The sequence below is a fragment of the Prosthecobacter sp. genome (assembly GCF_044222345.1).
Taxonomy (GTDB): Bacteria; Verrucomicrobiota; Verrucomicrobiia; order Verrucomicrobiales; family Verrucomicrobiaceae; genus Prosthecobacter.
Genome location: NZ_JBGANL010000002.1, coordinates 130140 through 148327, shown reverse-complemented (window position 1 = coordinate 148327; position 18188 = coordinate 130140). Strand labels below are relative to the sequence as shown.

General features: G+C 59.9%; 19 protein-coding genes. 6 read left to right on the top strand and 13 right to left on the bottom strand.

All coding sequences use genetic code 11. From position 1 onward, the window contains the following. Nucleotides 1-15: 15 nt before the first annotated feature. On the top strand, nucleotides 16-1695 hold the full coding sequence (locus ACILSL_RS02215) for an Eco57I restriction-modification methylase domain-containing protein (protein WP_395730363.1): 1680 nt from the start codon (nucleotides 16-18) through the stop codon (nucleotides 1693-1695). On the opposite strand, the gene ACILSL_RS02210 is transcribed toward ACILSL_RS02215, so the two are convergent. Next, nucleotides 1660-2724 carry a restriction endonuclease gene (locus ACILSL_RS02210; protein WP_395730362.1) on the bottom strand — a complete coding sequence of 355 codons (1065 nt, stop codon included), beginning with the start codon at nucleotides 2722-2724 and terminating at the stop codon, nucleotides 1660-1662. The two genes, ACILSL_RS02215 and ACILSL_RS02210, sit on opposite strands and share 36 nt — an antisense overlap. Further along, nucleotides 2721-2948, bottom strand: coding sequence for a helix-turn-helix domain-containing protein (locus ACILSL_RS02205; protein ID WP_395730361.1), 228 nt, complete (start codon nucleotides 2946-2948; stop codon nucleotides 2721-2723). The genes ACILSL_RS02210 and ACILSL_RS02205 overlap by 4 nt, the downstream gene beginning before the upstream one ends. Before the next feature lie 158 nt (nucleotides 2949-3106). Between ACILSL_RS02205 and ACILSL_RS02200 the strand changes: the two genes are divergently transcribed. Together ACILSL_RS02200 and ACILSL_RS02195 are read left to right on the top strand one after the other, a co-directional pair. After that, nucleotides 3107-4969 carry an ABC-F family ATP-binding cassette domain-containing protein gene (locus ACILSL_RS02200; RefSeq protein ID WP_395730360.1) on the top strand — a complete coding sequence of 621 codons (1863 nt, stop codon included), beginning with the start codon at nucleotides 3107-3109 and terminating at the stop codon, nucleotides 4967-4969. Nucleotides 4970-5103: 134 nt separating this feature from the next. Then, nucleotides 5104-5697, top strand: a complete 594-nt coding sequence (locus tag ACILSL_RS02195) for a L,D-transpeptidase family protein (RefSeq protein WP_395730359.1) — start codon at nucleotides 5104-5106, stop codon at nucleotides 5695-5697. Nucleotides 5698-5713: 16 nt separating this feature from the next. Here ACILSL_RS02195 and ACILSL_RS02190 read toward each other — a convergent pair whose 3' ends face one another. From ACILSL_RS02190 to ACILSL_RS02155, 8 genes are all read right to left on the bottom strand, one after another. Next, a complete protein-coding gene (locus tag ACILSL_RS02190) occupies nucleotides 5714-6718 on the bottom strand; it encodes a phosphotransferase enzyme family protein (protein ID WP_395730358.1) in 1005 nt (334 codons plus the stop codon). Beyond that, nucleotides 6715-7098, bottom strand: a complete 384-nt coding sequence (locus ACILSL_RS02185; RefSeq protein WP_395730357.1) for a VOC family protein — start codon at nucleotides 7096-7098, stop codon at nucleotides 6715-6717. The genes ACILSL_RS02190 and ACILSL_RS02185 overlap by 4 nt, the downstream gene beginning before the upstream one ends. A gap of 51 nt (nucleotides 7099-7149) precedes the next feature. Then, nucleotides 7150-8052 (bottom strand): hydroxypyruvate isomerase family protein, encoded by a 903-nt coding sequence (locus ACILSL_RS02180; RefSeq protein WP_395730356.1) that lies wholly within the window; start codon nucleotides 8050-8052, stop codon nucleotides 7150-7152. 44 nt (nucleotides 8053-8096) lie between these two features. Beyond that, on the bottom strand, nucleotides 8097-8411 hold the full coding sequence (locus ACILSL_RS02175; protein ID WP_395730355.1) for a type II toxin-antitoxin system RelE/ParE family toxin: 315 nt from the start codon (nucleotides 8409-8411) through the stop codon (nucleotides 8097-8099). After that, nucleotides 8408-8620 carry an addiction module protein gene (locus tag ACILSL_RS02170; protein WP_395730354.1) on the bottom strand — a complete coding sequence of 71 codons (213 nt, stop codon included), beginning with the start codon at nucleotides 8618-8620 and terminating at the stop codon, nucleotides 8408-8410. Before ACILSL_RS02170 ends, ACILSL_RS02175 begins: the two co-directional genes overlap by 4 nt. 45 nt (nucleotides 8621-8665) lie before the next feature. Next, complete coding sequence (hisF, locus tag ACILSL_RS02165) at nucleotides 8666-9424, bottom strand: imidazole glycerol phosphate synthase subunit HisF (protein ID WP_395730353.1); 759 nt, start codon at nucleotides 9422-9424, stop codon at nucleotides 8666-8668. A gap of 95 nt (nucleotides 9425-9519) precedes the next feature. After that, nucleotides 9520-10458, bottom strand: a complete 939-nt coding sequence (tal, locus tag ACILSL_RS02160) for a transaldolase (RefSeq protein WP_395730352.1) — start codon at nucleotides 10456-10458, stop codon at nucleotides 9520-9522. Between the two features lie 43 nt (nucleotides 10459-10501). Beyond that, nucleotides 10502-11650, bottom strand: a complete 1149-nt coding sequence (locus ACILSL_RS02155) for a lactonase family protein (RefSeq protein ID WP_395730351.1) — start codon at nucleotides 11648-11650, stop codon at nucleotides 10502-10504. Between the two features lie 125 nt (nucleotides 11651-11775). Here ACILSL_RS02155 and ACILSL_RS02150 point away from each other — a divergent pair, with 125 nt between their 5' ends. From ACILSL_RS02150 to ACILSL_RS02140, 3 genes are all read left to right on the top strand, one after another. Next, entirely contained in the window at nucleotides 11776-11922 is a 147-nt protein-coding gene (locus ACILSL_RS02150) for a hypothetical protein (protein ID WP_395730350.1), read from the top strand. Between the two features lie 387 nt (nucleotides 11923-12309). Beyond that, nucleotides 12310-13422, top strand: coding sequence for a D-TA family PLP-dependent enzyme (locus ACILSL_RS02145; RefSeq protein WP_395730349.1), 1113 nt, complete (start codon nucleotides 12310-12312; stop codon nucleotides 13420-13422). 111 nt (nucleotides 13423-13533) lie between these two features. Then, the gene (locus tag ACILSL_RS02140) at nucleotides 13534-13998 is read left to right on the top strand and encodes an EVE domain-containing protein (protein ID WP_395730348.1); all 465 of its coding nucleotides are present in this window, start codon (nucleotides 13534-13536) and stop codon (nucleotides 13996-13998) included. Between the two features lie 340 nt (nucleotides 13999-14338). Here the strand turns inward: ACILSL_RS02140 and ACILSL_RS02135 are convergent, their stop codons facing one another. The 3 genes from ACILSL_RS02135 to ACILSL_RS02125 are packed head-to-tail and all read right to left on the bottom strand — an operon-like array spanning nucleotide 14339 to nucleotide 17990. Continuing rightward, nucleotides 14339-14929, bottom strand: a complete 591-nt coding sequence (locus ACILSL_RS02135) for a hypothetical protein (protein WP_395730347.1) — start codon at nucleotides 14927-14929, stop codon at nucleotides 14339-14341. Beyond that, the gene (locus tag ACILSL_RS02130; RefSeq protein WP_395730346.1) at nucleotides 14926-16404 is read right to left on the bottom strand and encodes a sulfatase; all 1479 of its coding nucleotides are present in this window, start codon (nucleotides 16402-16404) and stop codon (nucleotides 14926-14928) included. Before ACILSL_RS02130 ends, ACILSL_RS02135 begins: the two co-directional genes overlap by 4 nt. A gap of 44 nt (nucleotides 16405-16448) precedes the next feature. Next, nucleotides 16449-17990 (bottom strand): sulfatase, encoded by a 1542-nt coding sequence (locus tag ACILSL_RS02125; RefSeq protein WP_395730345.1) that lies wholly within the window; start codon nucleotides 17988-17990, stop codon nucleotides 16449-16451. Nucleotides 17991-18188: the final 198 nt, after the last annotated feature.

The following is an 18188-nucleotide window of genomic DNA, read 5'->3' as shown; positions in this document are numbered from 1 at the left end:
TAACCTGTCTTCTTGATGCCAGCAGGAGCCAGAGCCACGAAAAAATCGCAGAAGCAGGAGGGGGCGCATTATACCCCGTCCGGCCTTGCCGAATTTGTGGCCCGCCAGCTTGTGCCTTTATGCTCTGTCCAGCACCCCGAGGTGCTTGATCCGGCCGTTGGCGATGGTGAGTTGCTGCTGGCCATCGGCAAGGCGTTGGATCGTGCATGCTCTCTGCACGGCTTTGACTTGGATGCGACTGCTGTTGGCCATGCTCTAGCTCGAGTGGAGGCGGAGTTGCCTCGTATCGAAAGTGACATTCGACCGCAGGATTTTCTGGAAATTGCCTTGGAGCATCGTGCGGACTCGTTGTTTTCGAAACCAGGCATCTACGATGTCGTGATCGCCAATCCGCCTTACGTGCGTACCCAGGTGATGGGGGCGGAGCGTTCACAGCAACTCGCACAGCAATTTGATTTGAGCGGACGGGTGGACCTGAGTTTTGCTTTCATCGAAGGCATTGCAAATGTGCTCAAGGATGGCGGCATTGCGGGCATCATTGTCTCGAACCGCTTCATGACCACCCGTGCGGGTGCCAAGGTGCGCGAACGTATCCTCTCCCAGTTTGAAGTGCTGCACGTTTGGGACTTTGGCGACACCAAACTCTTTGAAGCAGCAGTGCTGCCAGTCGTTCTCCTGCTGCGCAAAAAGCACTCAGCGCAGACTGCGAACTCGCGGTTTACTTCGATCTATACGACCCCCGCCGCGCCTGTTCATCAGGCCAGGGATGTGTTTGAAGCGCTGGCAAATGGCAGCGGTACTGTCGCCGTTGGCGGCACCACTTTTCTCGTTCAGCATGGGCACTTGAATCATGGCAATGAAATCAACGGCACATGGCGCATCGCCACCTCAAGTGGCGACGCTTGGCTGGACACTGTTTTGAAGCACACCTTTTGCACTTTTGGCGATGTGGGAAAGATCCGTGTTGGGGTCAAGACCACGGCGGACAAAGTGTTTGTTAAAAGCGACTGGACCGTGCTTTCTGCTGAAATGCAGCCTGAGTCTGAAGTGCTGCGTCCGCTCATCACGCATCATGCTGCCCGGAGGTTCAGAGCACTGCCCGCCGACCGTCAGATTCTCTACACACACGAAGACCGTGACGGCAAAAAGGCCGCCATTGATCTCGCCAAACATCCCCGTGCCGCACGCTATCTGGAAGATCATCGCCCCACGCTCGAAGCCCGCACCTATGTTACCGAGTCGGGTCGGCAGTGGTTTGAAATCTGGGTGCCCCAGAATCCTGCGCTGTGGCCGGTGCCCAAGCTGGTGTTTCCCGACATCTCCGAGCGTCCGACGTTTTGGATGAGTCTTGATGGTGAAATTATCAATGGTGATTGCTACTGGCTGGCAGCACATGATCATAGCAGTAGCGATCTGCTCTGGCTGGCGCTCGCGGTGGCCAACTCCTGCTTCATCGAGAGTTACTACGATCACGCCTTCAACAACAAGCTGTACTCAGGCCGTCGTCGTTTCATGACGCAGTATGTTGAGAAATTCCCGCTGCCATCGCCCGACCTGCCGCTCTCGCGTGAGATCATCTCGCTGGCGCGACAAATCTACGATTTGACACCTGGTGACGAGGCCGATGCTCTCACTCAACGTATCGACGGCTTGGTGAATTCAGCGTTTGGCCTTCCAGAAAAAGTCTCGGGGTAGCGGTATCTGGAGCTTCTTGTTCAGCACCCGGCCCTCGCAGCGTGGGAAACGTTTGAAAAACGCCTCGCCGGTGGACAAAGCAAGGCGGGTGAGTGTTACCACGGTTCCGTCCGTCTGCGCTCCAAAAATGGCGTAGCGGACATCACAATGACGCACACTGCCCTCCGCCAAGACATCCAAATCGACTGGCTCGGTGCTTGATGGCGCGACCAGTCCAAGGTCAATTGTCGGTGAGGTTTGCAGCTTCACTTCCAGCAACTGATGCCGGATATCGGGAAACTGGCCGTTGTCTCCGTACCTTGCATAACCAAGCGCGTCACAAACCAAACGGTGCAGCGCGGCCCCACGATTCCGTTCCTGATCATGTCCCGCATCAGGAAAGTTTCTACCCACCAGCGGACAGAGCCGGTCAAACACTGATTGAATCGGCAGTACTTGCCCCGGCAGCGGATCATCTGTCGGGCTTGCAGTAACGAGAGTGAGTGCTGCGCTGAGCAGCGGAAAAACCTGCATCGTATCCACTGGAGCAACAAGCTCCAGTGCATTCACAGAAGCGACGAATCGCGCCTGATACTTCTGTGTCAGCGTTCCGGTTGTATCGAGCTTCGCCAGGGTTTCTCCTGTGACAATCCGCACCTTTTGAAGAGTTCCCTCATTGCCAACGGCGATGAGCACATAGCGTCGGCGCGGACTCAGCTCCTCATTCCAGATTTGTAGATTATCAGATGCCTGTACGTAGGTGTCGAAGTTCTGCGCGGCGAACCGTGCATATGGCTTGCACTTGCGGAAGGATTTAGGCACCGGATAGCCAAGCGCTTTGCACACCTCGCTTTTGACCGCTTTGGATCGTGTGCGCAGCGGCATGCCCGCCACGCTGAATCCTCGCAGCCCTTCATCCAGGATGGTTTCCAGCACACGAGTTGGCACAAACAAAGGTGAATCCTTCGGCAGCTGATCGTAGATCGTCAGTCCGCTTGCTCGAATGGCTTGAATGTAGCTCGCCGGTGTCCGTATGGCCCGTGTCTTCATTTGATGCCGTCTTTGGTGAGCAGTTGTGGCACAGATACCTCGATGGCTTGCGCGAACATCTCCAGGGTGCCCAGCGTGACATTGCGCTCACAACGTTCGACGGAACCCACATAGGTGCGATGCACTCCGCAGTGAATCGCAAACTCATCTTGAGATATGCCGGCTCTCGCCCTATGGCGGCGAAGGTTGTCGGCCAGTATTTGCCGCAAGGTGGATTTGGCCATGCATCAGAGCTAGGTCCATGATGACCATGAGGCGACACACTCTGAGTAGCATTTATAACACCTCAAAATAGACGCTCTTATACTGGACGCGTTCTGGGCCGACATCCCCCACTCGACACCGCCCAAATCACCGCCACTATACCCGCCCCCTTTCCCTCATGCTCTCTGTTTCCAATGTCAGCAAAACCTACGCCGGCCGCACTTTGTTCAGCCAGGTGTCGTTTCACATCAACCGTGGCGAAAAAATCGGCCTGATCGGCCCCAATGGCGCCGGCAAATCCACGCTCTTCTCTCTCCTGCTGCGCGACACCGTCCCGGACGACGGCCAGGTCGTCATGGAGCGCGGCATCACCTTCGGCTTCCTGCCGCAGGAAAGCGCCCCCATTGAAGATGTCACCGTACTGGAGCTCGCCACCGGTCACTTGGAAGAGCATCAACGCTGGGAGATCGAGCCCAAGGCCAAGCGCATCCTCAGCGGCCTTGCCTTCCGTGAGTCCGACTTCGAGCGCAATGCCCGCACCCTCAGCGGTGGCTGGGTCATGCGTGCCCACCTTGCCCGGCTCCTCGTCCAGGAGCCCGATCTCCTCCTGCTCGACGAACCGACGAACCATCTCGATCTCGAATCCCTCATCTGGTTCCAAAACTACCTTCAGAGCTACCCGGGCGCCATCCTCATGATTTCGCATGACCGCGAATTCCTCAATGCCCTGTGCGACAGCATCCTCGAAGTCGCCCACAGCAAGATCACCCGCTACACCGGCAACTACGACGACTACACCCGCGAAAAAGCCGCCCGCATGGAGCAGCTCCAGGGCGCCTACGACAACCAGCAGCGCGAGCTCGCCAAGATGCAGGCCTGGGTGGACAAGTTCAAAGCCAAGGCCAACTTCGCCTCCCGCGCGCAGGACAAAGCCAAGATGATCGACCGCATCGAAAAAGTTGATGCCCCCGTCGCCGATGCCAAGACCGTCAAGTTCCGCTTCCCGCAGCCACCCCGCAGCGGCCAGCGCGTCATCCGTGTGAAGGATGTCGATTTCGCTTACGGCGAGACCCCCGTTTACACCGGCCTCGATCTCGAGGTCGAGCGCGGCCAGCGCACCGTCCTCGTCGGGCCCAACGGCGCCGGCAAATCCACCCTGCTCAAACTCCTCGCCGGAGCACTCAAGCCCCAGTCCGGCACCTACGAGCTCGGTCACAACGTCAAGCTCGGCTACTTCGCCCAGTACCGTGGCGATGTGCTCAACATGAAGCACACCGTGCTGCAGTCCGCCATGGACCTCCCCAGCCGCCCCGGTGAAAACATGTGCCGCACGCTCCTCGGCTCCTTCCTTTTCCACGGCGACGACGTCTTCAAGCCCGTCGGCGTTCTCAGCGGTGGTGAAAAATCCCGCCTCGTCCTCGTCCGCCTCCTGCTCGATCCGCCGAACTTCCTCCTCATGGACGAGCCCACCACCCATCTCGACATGGGCAGCATCGACGCCCTCATCGGCGCGCTCGATCAATACGAAGGCACCCTCGTCTTCATCAGCCATGACGTGCACTTCATCCGTCAGATGGCCAAGCACGTCCTCCACGTCAGCGCTGGCGTCATCACCCCCTACGCCGGCGACTACCAGTACTACCTCGACAAGTCCAGGGCCGGCTCCGCCCGCGAGGCCCTCACCGCCACCCTGCACAACGCCCAGCCCACCAGCTACAACAGCGCACCCAAGGCGAAAGAGCCGCCGAAAAGCAAGCAGCAGCGCCGCGCCGAAGCCGACGCCCGCAATGCCTACAGCAAGGCCAAGAAAGAGCTCGACCTCCGCATCTTCAAAATCGAGCAGGAGCTCGCCACCCTTGACAAGCGCAAGCACGAGATCGTCCAGATGCTTCAAGAAGAAGCCACCTATGCCGATGCCGCCCAGTTCCGCGTCCTCAGCGCCGAACTCGAAGCCGTCGAAACCAAGATCCCCAAATTCACCACGGAATGGGAAAAAGCCACGGAGGAGCTGGAGAAACTGGTGCCAGTGGACGCAAAGTAGCCGGCAGCTCCGTGAAAACGGTTGCGCGTAGAGGGTGGCTGTGTTTACCCGGCAGGGTGAACTCACCATCTCATGAACATCGCTTGCGTCGTGGTGCCGTATGCTGCGTGCTGCTGCTGGTGTCTGTCAGCCTGATGTCTTGCTCAAATGAAATCGAAGTACGCCATCCGATTCCCGGCACGGGCGCCTTCTGGATTGAAAAAGTCCCGGTTTACAACAGACCACGTGCCTCCCGGGTAAACAAGACTTCGCAACTGCAAACCCCCAGGCATGACGAAGGCGAGTGGCACGGCGACACCATGTCCGGCTCTCCGAGCATGATCATCCGCCTGAGCGAGCAGAAGATCTACTTTTACAAAGGCGGCAAGCTGGCCGGTGTCTCACCCATTTCCTCCGGCCGCGAGGGCATGGCCACCAGGGCGGGCAGTTTCTCCGTCATTGAGAAGGACAGGGACCACGCCTCCTCCCTGTTTGGCGACTACGTCAGCCGCGACGGCACCGTCTTGAAACGCGAGATCGATGTGCGCAAAGACCCTCGTCCTCCGGGTGCCTTGTTTGACGCGGCGCGCATGCCCTGCTTCATGCGCATCACCGGCGCCATCGGCATGCATGAGGGCTACCTGCCCGGCTATCCCGCCTCCCACGGCTGCATCCGCCTGCCGCAGCGCATGGCCGAGATCTTCTTCCATCATTCCTCCGTGGGCACGCCGGTCAAGATCGTGCCCTGAGGTCCTGCGGCGAGGCTCAGCTGACCGTGCAGCTCAGCGCTGCCAGTCTCTCGAAGTCCACCTGATGAGACTGCTCCTCCACATTTCTCCGCATCACCTCCAGTCCTGCTTTGAACGACTCGCTTAAAGCAGGCACATCCAGGGTTCGATGGTAGTGGATGTAGATCACCGCTTCACGCAAAAGGAAGAAGTTCTTGAGCTGGAATGCGTCCACGGCTGCCAGCGGGCCGGCCTTTGCATAGCCTCTCCATAGCCCCGCCCACAGCGGCGTGATGCGGTCATTCATTCCCTCATCCGCAAACTCGTTGAGCACCCTGCAGTAGATCGAGTCATACAGGATGGTCGCAAAATCCTGCACAAAGTGCCCGTGCTCGCAGTTGTCGAAGTCAAAGACCCACAGTTGGTCATCATCCAAAAAGCAGTTTCCCAGGCAGGCGTCAGCATGCACGAGCCCGTAGGTCTGCGGAGTCACCGGCAGCTCTCGCAGCCTCCCCATCAGCTCCGCGAGGCTTTTCACAAAGGCCGGCGGTAGCCGCTCTCGCAGCTCCGCCACATCCTGTCGCAGCAGTCGTGACTCATGCCAATGAGGTCGCGCCTGCGCTGCATGATCTGCAGGCAGGTGCAGCGTGTGGCGGTGCAGCTCTGCCAGCACCCCGCCAAGCTTCTCATAGATCGGCGGCGCGATGTCAGACGGCATGATCTTGCGACCGGGCGCATGTTCAAAGCACGTCACTATATATGCTGTGCCCTCGGCGCTCAGAACCCCGCACGTTTCGCCATTCAGAGCCGGGATCGGCCTGCACACGCGGACGCCCTGCGTCGCGAGAAATTCGATCCAGGCCAGCTCGGCCTCCACTTGGGCGCAGCTCCGGTGCCTTCTTTTGGAGATGCGCAGGATACACCTCCTGTCCTCACGTCGGCATAGATACACATGGTTCTGGTTGCTTCTCACAAACTGCAGCTCGCCGGGTTGCAGCCCATAAGGCTGGCAGAGAAGAGCCAGATGATCGTCCTGAATCATAACGCAGCCCCCACGATCACCGCCTCGATCCGATACCCATCCGGATCCATCACAAACGCAGCAAAGTAATCCAGCCCATATTCCGGGTGCAGTCCCACACCGCCGTTGTCCGTGCCACCCTGCGCCAGCGCAGCCTCGTAAAACGCATTCACCGCCTCCCGCGTTGGCGCGGCAAAGGCCACATGAAACCCATCCCCCGGAACGCATGCATTTTGCGGACGAAGCTTCAGCGCAAACACATCCTTCCCCGCCTCCGCACCATACCCCACAAACGTCTCATCCTCCCACACCCGCCCATACCCCAGCGGTGCCAGCACGGCATCATAGAAGGCACCGGAGCGCGCAATGTCCGTGACGGCGAAGGACAGATGATGAAGCATGTCTTTTCCTGATGCAGTTCGCTGACCATAGGGCTGCGCAGCATGCGCACACTACGCCACCGTGCAGATCTTCACCCCCTGCTTCAGCGAGGCCAGCTTGTCCGCACGTTTCGGAATAAACTCCTGCCCCAGATAGCCCGTGTATCCCGTCGCCTGGATCGCCTTGATGATCGCCGGATAGTTCAGCTCCTGCGTCTCATCAATCTCCGCCCGTCCCGGCACACCGCCGGTGTGATAGTGCGCAAAGTACTCATGATCCCGCTGGATCGTGGCGATCACATCGCCCTCCATGATCTGCATGTGGTAGATGTCGTAGAGCAGCTTGAAGTGCGGCGAGCCGATCTTCTTGCAGAGGGCCACGCCCCACGCGCTGTGGTCGCACATGTAGTCCGGGTGGTTCACCTTGCTGTTGAGGAGCTCCATCACCAGCGTGACGCCGAGCTTCTCACACAGCGGCATCAGCCGTGACAGGCCCTTCGCGCAGTTCTCCAGGCCCTGCGCCTCATCCATCCCGTCGCGGTTTCCGCTGAAACAGATCACCTGCTTGAATCCCGCCTCCGCGCTCGTCTTCAGCAGCGGCTCGTAGGCCTGCACCAGCAGGTCATGATGCTCCACGCGGTTCCATCCCTTCGGGATCGGCCCCAGCTTCACGCCGCCGGGTGCTTCGATCGTCGGATAGCTCACCATCGCGCAGTGCAGCCCGTGTTTTTTCACCGTCGCAAAATCCTCCGGATTCAGCAGCTCCACCGACTCCAGCCCGATCTCCTTCGCCGCCACACAGAAATCCTCCAGCGGGATCTGCTTGTAGCACCACTTGCACACCGAGTGTTTCACTTTCCCCATGCCACCCGCAGCCTTGTCAGCCGCTTCAATCTGCGTCCGCAGCATCGCCGCGATGGCACTGACACTGGCAAGAGTTCCGAACTGGCGGCGGGAAAGTGTGGATGGAGTCATGCCCGCAGCCTACACGGACGCATGGCAGAATTCCAAGCACAGAATCACGGCTTCCTTCCTTTGAGAAGGTCTTGAATTGATTGAGGCTCACGCCTCATGTCAAGCACAGCAACGACGGTGGTTACTTGCGGCTCAATCACGTAGTAGATGGCAAAGTAAGATCTTCGGATGATGGCGCGGCGAAAGACTCGGTACTGCCGCGGGAACATGACTGGGTTCCACTCGATCCAAGAGACACACTCACGGAAGCGTTCTTGAAAATCCTCCGCTCCTTCGTTTTTCCACGAATCATAAAAATCGCGGGCATAGCGGAGATCATGCTCCACCGAATCCAGAAACTCAACGGGCTGACTCTTCACCGCTTGGCGAGACGACGTTCGAGCTCTTTGAGAGAGATGCGTTTTACTTTGCCGCTGCGATAGTCACTCCAGCGTTGATCCAGCGTTTCCTGGTGCCAGACGGGAACTTTAGTGCTGTCATCCACGCTGGACTGCCAAAGTTCGTCGGCAAGTTTCATGCGCTGGCCTTTCGGCAGGCGTGCGAGATCAGGAAAATCCTTGAGACTCATGAGCGCGAATGTAGTCCACCTTTGTCAGCGCGCAAGAGCCGCCAACTACACCCTCACCGGCACCCCACGCGCGCCCAGATACTTCTTCACATCGCCCACCGTGTACTCCCCAAAGTGGAAAATGCTCGCCGCCAGCACCGCATCCGCTTTCCCATCTCTCAAGACATCCACCATGTGGTCCAGATTCCCCGCGCCACCGCTGGCGATCACCGGGATCGTCACCGCCTCGCTCACCGCCTTCGTCAGCGCGATGTCATAGCCCGCCTTCGTCCCATCCGAGTCCATGCTCGTCAGCAAAATCTCACCCGCACCGCGTCGACACACTTCCGCAGCCCATTCCACGGCGTCCAGCTCCGTCGCATTGCGGCCACCGTGCGTGTAAACCGTCCACGATCCACGCGCATTGCGCTTCGCATCAATCGCCACCACCAGGCACTGGCAGCCAAACGCATTGGCCGCCTCATCAATCACCTGCGGCGTCTTCACCGCCGCCGTGTTGATCCCCACCTTGTCCGCACCCGCCAGCAGCATCTCGCGCATGTCCGCCACGGTGCGGATGCCACCACCCACGGTCAGCGGCATGAAGCAGCTCGCCGCCGTGCGTGCCACCACATCCACCATCGTCTTGCGCTCCTCATGGCTCGCGGTGATGTCCAGAAACACCAGCTCGTCCGCCCCCTGCGCATTGTACACCTGCGCGCACTCCACCGGATCGCCGGCATCACGCAGTTGCAGGAACTTCGTGCCTTTCACGACACGTCCTTCCTTCACGTCCAGACAGGGGATGATGCGCTTGGTCAGCATAATGAAATGGGATACGCCGAAGAAATCAAAAAGGGAAAAAATCAGAGAACTTCCTCTCCGATTTTTTCTCCTCTTTCCCTTCTTTCGGCTCAGTCTCAGCCCAAAGCCGAAGCCACCATCGTTTCCAGTTTCACGATGTCCTTCGCGAAGTTGCGAATGCCTTCAGCGGTCTTTTCAGTCGCCATGGCGTCTTCGTTGAACAACCAGCGGAAGGTCTTCTCGTCGCTGCCGATCTTCTCGATCTTCAGGGACTTCGCGTTCGCGGCGTTCAGCTTCGGCGTGATGGCGTCTTCGCTCGCAGCCAGTTCGCCCAGCAGACCCGGGCTGATGGTCAGCAGGTCGCAGCCGGTCAGCTCGGTGATCTCACCCTTGTTGCGGAAGCTCGCCCCCATCACCTCGGTCTTGTAGCCGAAATGCTTGTAGTAGTTGTAGATCTGCGTCACAGACTGCACGCCCGGATCTTCCGTCGGTGCGAAGTCCTTGCCCGTGCTCTTCTTGTGCCAGTCAAGGATGCGGCCCACGAAAGGGGAGATCAGCTTGATGCCGCCTTCGGCGCAAACCACGGCCTGCGCGAGGCTGAAAAGCAGCGTCAGGTTGCAGTTGATGCCTTCCTTCTGCAGCACTTCGGCGGCTTTGATGCCTTCCCACGTGGAGGCGATCTTGATCAGGATGCGCTCGCGGCCGATGCCGGCCTTTTCATACATGCTGATCAAATGACGCGCCTTGTCGATGTTGCCCTGCGTGTCGAACGACAGGCGTGCGTCCACTTCCGTCGAAACACGACCGGGGACAATTTTGAGAATCTCAAGACCAAAGGCCACCACCAGGTTGTCCATCACAGCGTCCACGCCGCCGGATTTGCCATCAGCCACAGCCTTGTCGAACAGCGACTTGTACTCAGCCTTCTGCGAAGCCTGGAGGATGAGGGAAGGGTTGGTCGTGGCGTCCTGAGGCTTGTAGGCCTTCATGGCTTCGAAGTCGCCGGTGTCGGCCACTACCACGGTGTGCTGCTTGAGCTGATCGAGCTGGGTCATAGTCTGGTTTTTGGGGGGGTATGAGAGTAAAGGCTGCGGCGGGTTAATCAAGCGCAAGGAACCGCACGCAGATGCTGCCCGGGACGTTCACCTTCGTGCCGGTGAAAGTCAGTTTGCCGCTGTCCTGATCCACTTTGAAAAGCGCCGCCGTGGCGCTGTCCTGATGTGCGGCGATCAGCCACTTCCCCGTCGGGTCCAGGCAGATGTTCCGGGGGATCTTGCCTTCCACGGGCACATTCTGCAGCAGCGTCAGCTTCCCGTTGGCAGGATCACAGGCAAACACGGCGATCGTGTCATGCGTCCGGTTGGAAACATACACCACGCGCCCGTTCGGATGCGCCACCGACTCCGCCGTGCTGAGGCCCTTCTTGCCCCGGTCTGCTTCCGGCAGCGTGGAAACGGTTTCCACCTCGGTCAGCGCACCCTTTTCGGCATCATAGGCAAACACCGTCTCAGACATCCCCATCTCGTTGTTCACAAACACAAACTTTCCGCTCGGGTGAAACGCCAGGTGGCGCGGCCCGCCGCCAGCCGGTGTTTTTGCAAAGGGCGGGTCATTCGGTGTCAGCTTCCCGCTGGCCGGGTCCACCTTGTAGATCAGCACCTTGTCCAGGCCCAGGTCGCAGGCGAAGGCATAGCGGTTGTCCGGGCTGAAATTCACCGAGTGTGCATGCGGTCCCGCCTGACGCTTCGGATCAGCCCCTGAGCCCTCATGCTGGAAAAAACTCACTTCCGGAGAGACCGAGCCGTCCTCCTTGATCGCAAAGGAGCCGATGCTCCCGCTGCCGTAGTTCGCGATCGTCGCCATCTTTCCCGTCTTGTCCACGCTCACATGGCATGGGCCCGCTCCCGCCGTCGCAGCCTGGTTGATCAGCGTCAGCTTGCCGCTTTTTGAGTCGATCCCAAACGCACTGATCCCCCCCGCCTTCTTGCCATCGGCTTTCATCACATCCCCGCAGGCATAGAGAAATTTTTTCGAAGGATGGATCGCCAGAAAGCCCGGGTTGCCAGCCTCCGCTGCCAGTTGCGGCTCCGTCAGTTCTCCGGTCGCCGTGTTAAACCGGGACACATACACCCCCTTGCTCCCGTTCTTCGCATTGGTGCTGGTGCCAAAGTACACGAGGAAGTTCTCCCCGGCGATGGCGGTGGTGGTGAGTGCGGCAAAGGCAAAGGCGATGGAGGCTCGAGTCATGGTGCCCCGATGCTGACGGCGTGTGGCTGCCCGGTCAAGCCCTCACTGCGCCCCCTGCATGAAGCCTTTTCATCCCCCCGATTTGTTAGCTTGCTCCTTCAGGTGGGCCGCGCATCTTCCGTGTCATGAAACCGTCCCTGTTTCTTCTCGCCGCCCTTTTGTTGATGCTCCCTGGCTGCAGTGGCTTCCAGCCCGTCAAGCTCGAGCACGATATGGACAAGGAGAAGCCTCTCGACTACCGCGAAGGCGACTGGATTCCGAAGAACACCTAAAGCAGCCATCTCGCTCCGCGAGATGAACCTAGGGCTGCTTCAAGAGCCCGGGTATTCGCTTTGAAACGTCGGTCTCGGAGCTCGGAATTTATTCCGCAGCTCTCCGCCACGTGCCGAACCCCGCATTTCATGCCCCCTGCACATCCAGGATCAGCATGGCTACGCGAAGCTTTCCCTGCTCTTGCCCTCCGCTCACAGGATCCTAAACCGCTCAGTGCTCATGGGTGACCACACTTCCGGCCAGTTTAAAATTCTCAGTTTTCAGTTCCCAGTTTGCAATCTCCTCCCCACGCGCCGGCCACGCTCTCCGCCGCCTTGAACCAAGCACGATTCCCTTTACGCCCGCATTTGACCGCGCCCTACGTCCTCGCCACGGTGTGCCCACCTATGCAACCCGCCTGGTTCCACGTCGAAAACGAAGCTGACATCCCATCGCCCTCGCTCTTGTTCTATCGCAAGCGCATCGAGCACAATCTGGCCCTCATGCTCAAGATCGCCGGCGATCCCAAACGCCTGCGGCCTCATGTGAAGACTCACAAGACCGCCGAGATCATCGCCATGCAGATCCGGCTGGGCATCACCCGCTTCAAGGCCTCCACCATCGCCGAGGCCGAGATGTGCGCCGCCGTCGGCGCCACCGACGTCCTCGTGGCCATGCCCTGCGTCGGCATCAATGCCCATCGCCTCGCCGATCTTGCGGTCAAGTTCCCGGACACCCAGTTCTCCAGCATCGCCGATGCCGAGGAAACCATCGCCTTCCTCGCCTCCGCCGCCCAGCAGCACAACGTCACCCTGGGCGTCTATCTCGAAATCGACTGCGGCATGGGCCGCACCGGCATCGTCCCTGGCGATGAGGCCGCCATGCTCGCTCATGTCCTGAAGGACACCCCCCGCCTCCAGTTCTGCGGCATCCACGCCTACGACGGCCACATTCACGACGACAGCCTCGACGTCCGCCGCGAGCGCTGTGACGCCGCCTTCGAGTCCGTCCTCCAGTTCCGCTGCCGCCTCCAGGGCGAAGGCATCATTGTGAAGGACCTCGTCGCCGGCGGCTCCCCCACCTTCGGCATTCACGCCACCTATCCAGACCGCACTCTCAGCCCCGGCACCACCGTACTCTGGGACTTTGGCTATGGCGATAAATACCCCGCCGATCTCCCCTTCCAGCCCGCCGCCGTGCTCCTCACCCGCGTCATCAGCAAGCCCGGAAAAAACCGCATCACCCTCGACCTCGGCCACAAATCCGTCGCTCCGGAGAACCCTCATCCCCGCGTCCGCTTCGAGGAACTGCCAGACGCCGTCGCCATCATGCAGAGTGAGGAGCACCTCGTCCTCGAAACCGAGCGCGCCCACGAATTCACCATTGGTCAGGCCCTCCACGGCATCCCCCGCCACGTCTGCCCCACCGTCTCCATGCACGGCGAAGCCTACGTCATCGACGGCTTCAAAACCACCGAACGCTGGCCCATCACCGCCCGCAACCGCCTCATCACCGTGTAACTCAGCGGGGACGCGTCCTGCGTCCTTTCCGTCGTTTCAGTCCTTTTTGTCCTTCCGAAGGCCGGTGTCAGTTCCGGCCTCCCTTTCCGCGTATTCCGTAGGCCCACCCCCATGCACCACTGGCTCCTCAAATCCGAACCCGACGTCTTCTCCTTCGACCACCTGAAGCAGCGCCCGAAGAAAACGGAACCTTGGAACGGCGTGCGCAACTACCAGGTCCGCAACATGATGCGGGACGACATGTCCCTCGGCGACCTCGGCTTCTTCTACCACTCCAGCTGCGACGTCCCCGGCATCGCCGGCGTGGTGAAAATCGTCAAGGAAGCCTACCCCGACCACACCCAGTTCGATCCCTCCTCCGAGTACTTCGACAAAGGCAGCAAGCCCGAAGAACCCCGCTGGCTCATGGTCGATGTGAAGTGGGAGGCCGACTTCAAAACCTTCGTCACCCTCGACATGCTCCGCGCCGACCCCAAGCTCGCCGACATGCTCATCCTCCGCCGCGGCAACCGCCTCTCCATCACCCCCGTCGAAGCCAAACACTGGGATCGCATCTGCAAGCTCGGCGGCCTGTAGTCTCACAGGTAGGGCTCACAGGTAGGGCGGGCTGTCCCAGCCCGCCATTCGAGCCCACGACTCTCTCGTCACCTGCGGACGGCAAACGCAGATGAGTTTGGCAATTTGCTAGAAACAGTATCGCCAAACCCAGCGATGCCGAAATCCAACGGGGCATCACGAGAGGGAGCCAGCATAGTGGTCCGCACAGTCCTCTGTGCGGTCCCCCAAGCGTCTCGTGACTGCGTTTTCCAAAGAGTGAACTCTGCAGGCCACCTCGGTCCCTGTCTCCTGCTTGAAAAAATGTACTCGCCCGCACCGCACAAATTCTGTGCGTCTCACTTCCAGCGCCAGCCCCCAGCTACTTGTCCACCACCATCTCCGTCACATTCACCGTGCCGTAGCTGAATCCCACGCTCAGATTCGCCTTCGCGCGCGCGATGGACGCATGCTCATACGTCTTCGTAAGATCGCCCACCGTCACCGTGGCCTTGCTGCCCCGCAGCTCCACCCGGATCTTCGTCCACGCATCCGCCTTCAGCTTCACCGCCGCCTCATTCCCCAGCGAGATCGACTTGTGGTCCTTCTCCTCTGGCGGAAACGCTCGCACACCCATCCCCGTCTGCCCAAACACCAGCCGGAACACATGCCCCTTCTCACCATTCGCCGTGAAGACAACCGTCTTGTTCGCCGCATCCGGCTTCACCGCGAAATGGATCGCCGCGTCCGTGTAAGCCAGATCATAAAACAGGATCGGTCCATGGTCCTTGTTCTTCTTGTACAGCGCATCATCCTGCGTGCAGGTGGCGCTTCCCTCCGCAAACTTCCAGTCACCACGCATGGCACGGCGGCCTTCAAATTTCGGCAGCAGAAACTCATCCTTCAGCAGCGGCGCGTCAGCAGCCAGCGCTGAGGTGGCGATCAGGGCAAACAGGGCGGCTTTGAACTTCATGGCAGTGTCTTGGCAATCTTGTTAAAACCTTCGCGCACCGTTCCATCGGCGCTGATCAGCGGCTGCGGATGCTCCACCCGGCCCAGTTCACGCACACCCGGCGCGTCCTTCGTTTTGTCACCCAGATCCGCCTTCATCGTCTCCGCCTGCTTTTGCAGCCGTGCCACGATGTCCGCATGCTCCGCCGCCACATTCTTCGCCTCGCCGATGTCCTCATCCAGATTGTACAGCTCACCTTTGCCCAGGTGCAGCTTCCACGCTCCACTGCGCACCGCCTGCAGGTTGAAGCCTGCATAGTAATAAAACACATCATGCCCGCTCGCACCCTTCTGGCCCAGCAGCACCGGCGAGATGTCCTTCCCGTCCAGCTTCAGCTCTCCCACGCTCTTGCAGCGCGCCAGCGTGCCAAAAGTCGGCAGCCAGTCCATGTGCGCCGTAATCTCATTCGTCTTCGAACCCGCGGCGATCTTCCCCGGCCACCACGCAATCGTGCAGACGCGGATGCCCCCCTCCAGCGTGCTGCCCTTGCTTCCCCGCAGCGGCGTGTTGTCCGCGCCTTGATTCAGCGGCCCGCCGTTGTCGCTTGTGAAGATGACCAGCGTCTTCGAGTCCAGCTTCAGCTCGCGCAGCGTGTCCAGCACCTGCCCCACCGACCAGTCCACCTCCATCGCCCAGTCCTTCTGCAGGCTGATCCCCGATTTGCCGGTCCAATCCTGATGCGGATAATGCGGGAAGTGCACCGCGTTGTGCGGCAGATACAGGAAGAACGGCTGCTTCTGATTCGCTTGGATGAACTTCACCGCACGCTCCGTGTAGCGCCGCGTAAACGTATGGTGCTGCTCCGCTTTCACACGTTCCACCACGTTGTGGTCCTCCACCAGCGGCAGCGGCGGTTGCGCATTCCCTTTCAGTCCGGTCTCAGGCTCCGCATCCCCCTTGCCAGCCCCGGGTTTGCCTTTCCCTTTGCCGGGCCCCTTGGGCAGCGGCTGGTCCGGATTGCTCTTCGAGCCCTCGGCCGCAGGCCCCATGTCATTCGAATAAGGGATGCCAAAGTAGTGCTCAAATCCCTGGCTTGTCGGCAGAAACTCCGGCTGGTCACCCAGATGCCATTTGCCAATGCAGGCCGTCGCATAGCCACCCGCTCTCAGCACCTCCGCCACCGTGATCGCATTCGGGTTCAATCCCACCGCCGCCGCCGGAAACAGCACTCCCGGAATCGGCAGCACCCGCTTCGGATAGCACCCCGTCATCATCGCCGCACGCGAAGGCGAGCACACTGGTGCCGCATAATGACTCATCAGCTTCATCCCCTCCTTCGCCATGCGGTCCAAGTTCGGCGTCGACATTTTGGCCCCAAACGGACCGATGTCCGCATACCCCAGATCATCAATGTTGATGAGCACGATGTTCGGCGTTGCCGCAAAGGAGGAATGCAGAACGATCAGGGACGAAAGGAGAAAGAGAAGAGGTTTCATGAAGGAAAGGGAAAATGAATGGGGTCACGAATCAAAAAGGCGTGTCACTTCTTGGCCGCTTTGCCGACCTTAGGGTCCACCAGCTCGGGCGCATACATCACATTACCCAGGGGAATCTCCGGCGTCTTCCCACTCGCAGGATACGTCGTCTTCACGCTGCCATGCAGCTGCTCAGCCAGCTTCGCCTGCACTTCAGCCAGCTCGGCTTTGTCAGCCAGGTTGGTCAGCTCCTTGGGGTCCGTCTCATGATCGTAGAGCTCCTTGCCAGCCTTGCCTTCGTTCCATTCGATGTAGCGGAAGCGCTCCGTGCGCAGCGCATAGCCAAAGATCCGCTTCCCATCATCCCCCTTCGCAGCACTGGCACCCATGCGCTTGAAGCCCCCTCCGCGCACCACCTGGCTCAGCACCCAGCCACGTCCCTTGACCGTCGGGTCCTTCAGCATCGGCACCAGGCTCTGTCCCTGCAGATTCGCTGGAGCTTTGACATCACACAACTCCGCGAGCGTTGGGTAGAGATCGATCAAGCCCACCGGCGAATGGGCCACCACACCCTTTTTGGCCCCGGGACCAGCAACGATCAGCGGCACCCGCGCGCTCTCCTCAAAGAGGCTCTGCTTCTGCCACAGCCCATGCTCACCCAGATGATACCCATGGTCACTGGTGAAAACGACGATCGTGTTTTCCGCCAGTCCCAGCCGGTCCAGCGCATCCAGCACCTTGCCCGCCTGCGCATCCATGAAGCTGATGGCGGAAAAATACGCCTGCACCGCCTGCCTGCGCAGATCATCCGTCAGCTTGTCCTGTTCCTTTTTGTAGCTCCCGAGCGCAGGCACCGGCAGGTCTGCCTGATCCTCCTTCACCCCTTGCACCACCGGCATTTCAGCCTCCGGGTACCCCTTAAACCACTTCTCCGGCGACACATACGGCGTGTGCGGACGGAAGAACCCCAGCGCGAGAAAGAACGGCCGATCCTTCTCCTTCGCGCAGCGCTCCAGCACCCACTCCGCATCCTTCGCTTGCAGCCCATCCGTGTGCTTCTCATCTGGCCGTGGCGAGGCATACCAGCTCAGCGTCCCACCAAAGTTCCCGGGCAGCAGCGAGAAAATATCCGGATGCTCGATCAGGCGGTCACAGCCAGCAGGGTTAAGCTCAAGCTCCCATGAGGCAGGATCGTCATGCCCATTCGTGCCAATCGAGTTCGGCACTCCATAGTGATAAAGTTTCCCGATGCGCGCGGCAAAGTATCCCTCCCGCCGGAAAGCCTGCGGCAGACTCACCGCATTCGGGATCGTCTGGCGGAAAAGCTGGGAGTTGGTCAAAATTCCGTTACTGTTCGGGTAAAGCCCCGTCAGCATCGAGTTCCGGCTCGGGCCACAGAGGGGAAACTGGCAGTTCGCATTCTGAAAGCGCACCCCCCGCGCCGCCAGCTTGTCCAGATTCGGCGTTTTGACCAGCGGGTGCCCATAGCACCCCAGGCTGTTGTTCAGGTCATCCGACACCATGAACAGCACATTCGGTCGCTGGGCGGCGTGAAGCTGTGAAAAAACGACAAGTACGGCGGTGGCGAGAAAGGTTCGGAGTCTCATGTGGCCGGGGAAACGCCCGGGAACGACACATCTTGCCAAACACCAGCAATGTTGTGGCGCGATTACCGTGGGATTCGCCGGCCATCAATGGCCGGCTGGTCTTCAACGACGGCATCGCCCATTCCTGCAACTCTCGGCCTGCAATATCGCCTTGGCAAAGCTGGCAGTAGGTTCTTTGCCCAAGATGCAATGACTGTG

Bases quoted from the DNA above. Each gene is read 5' to 3' on its own strand.
- ACILSL_RS02215 (WP_395730363.1), top strand. From the start codon at position 16: ATGCCAGCAGGAGCCAGAGCCACGAAAAAATCGCAGAAGCAGGAGGGG.
- ACILSL_RS02210 (WP_395730362.1), bottom strand. From the start codon at position 2,724: ATGAAGACACGGGCCATACGGACACCGGCGAGCTACATTCAAGCCATT.
- ACILSL_RS02205 (WP_395730361.1), bottom strand. From the start codon at position 2,948: ATGGCCAAATCCACCTTGCGGCAAATACTGGCCGACAACCTTCGCCGC.
- ACILSL_RS02200 (WP_395730360.1), top strand. From the start codon at position 3,107: ATGCTCTCTGTTTCCAATGTCAGCAAAACCTACGCCGGCCGCACTTTG.
- ACILSL_RS02195 (WP_395730359.1), top strand. From the start codon at position 5,104: ATGTCTTGCTCAAATGAAATCGAAGTACGCCATCCGATTCCCGGCACG.
- ACILSL_RS02190 (WP_395730358.1), bottom strand. From the start codon at position 6,718: ATGATTCAGGACGATCATCTGGCTCTTCTCTGCCAGCCTTATGGGCTG.
- ACILSL_RS02185 (WP_395730357.1), bottom strand. From the start codon at position 7,098: ATGCTTCATCATCTGTCCTTCGCCGTCACGGACATTGCGCGCTCCGGT.
- ACILSL_RS02180 (WP_395730356.1), bottom strand. From the start codon at position 8,052: ATGACTCCATCCACACTTTCCCGCCGCCAGTTCGGAACTCTTGCCAGT.
- ACILSL_RS02170 (WP_395730354.1), bottom strand. From the start codon at position 8,620: ATGAGTCTCAAGGATTTTCCTGATCTCGCACGCCTGCCGAAAGGCCAG.
- hisF (WP_395730353.1), bottom strand. From the start codon at position 9,424: ATGCTGACCAAGCGCATCATCCCCTGTCTGGACGTGAAGGAAGGACGT.
- tal (WP_395730352.1), bottom strand. From the start codon at position 10,458: ATGACCCAGCTCGATCAGCTCAAGCAGCACACCGTGGTAGTGGCCGAC.
- ACILSL_RS02155 (WP_395730351.1), bottom strand. From the start codon at position 11,650: ATGACTCGAGCCTCCATCGCCTTTGCCTTTGCCGCACTCACCACCACC.
- ACILSL_RS02150 (WP_395730350.1), top strand. From the start codon at position 11,776: ATGAAACCGTCCCTGTTTCTTCTCGCCGCCCTTTTGTTGATGCTCCCT.
- ACILSL_RS02145 (WP_395730349.1), top strand. From the start codon at position 12,310: ATGCAACCCGCCTGGTTCCACGTCGAAAACGAAGCTGACATCCCATCG.
- ACILSL_RS02140 (WP_395730348.1), top strand. From the start codon at position 13,534: ATGCACCACTGGCTCCTCAAATCCGAACCCGACGTCTTCTCCTTCGAC.
- ACILSL_RS02135 (WP_395730347.1), bottom strand. From the start codon at position 14,929: ATGAAGTTCAAAGCCGCCCTGTTTGCCCTGATCGCCACCTCAGCGCTG.
- ACILSL_RS02130 (WP_395730346.1), bottom strand. From the start codon at position 16,404: ATGAAACCTCTTCTCTTTCTCCTTTCGTCCCTGATCGTTCTGCATTCC.
- ACILSL_RS02125 (WP_395730345.1), bottom strand. From the start codon at position 17,990: ATGAGACTCCGAACCTTTCTCGCCACCGCCGTACTTGTCGTTTTTTCA.